We start from the raw sequence: 249 nt of genomic DNA on the forward strand, positions 1-249 counted from the left end.
ACTTAAATACCGCAGACACAAAGGCCGTAAACGCAAACCGTCGGGACGGACAATCATTCCCGACCGTGTATCCATACATCAGCGTCCGGCCGAGGCTGACGGCACACGCTTCGGGGACTGGGAAATGGATCTTGTAATCGGGAAGGGTCAGAAAAGCGCGGTCCTTACAATGATCGAGCGCAAGACAAACATGTTTCTGCAGTCTAAGCTGACATCGAAAAAGCCGGAGGTCGTCGCTATGGCCGCATG

The 249-nt window shown here is 53.8% G+C and carries 1 protein-coding gene; it reads left to right on the forward strand.

What is annotated here, in order from left to right; all coding sequences use genetic code 11:
* Nucleotides 1-249, forward strand: a 249-nt coding sequence (locus tag FW767_RS13255; protein WP_394349351.1) for a transposase, incomplete at both ends; no start/stop codon positions are given.

Source organism: Heminiphilus faecis, from assembly GCF_008728965.1.
Classification (GTDB): Bacteria; Bacteroidota; Bacteroidia; order Bacteroidales; family Muribaculaceae; genus Muribaculum; species Muribaculum faecis.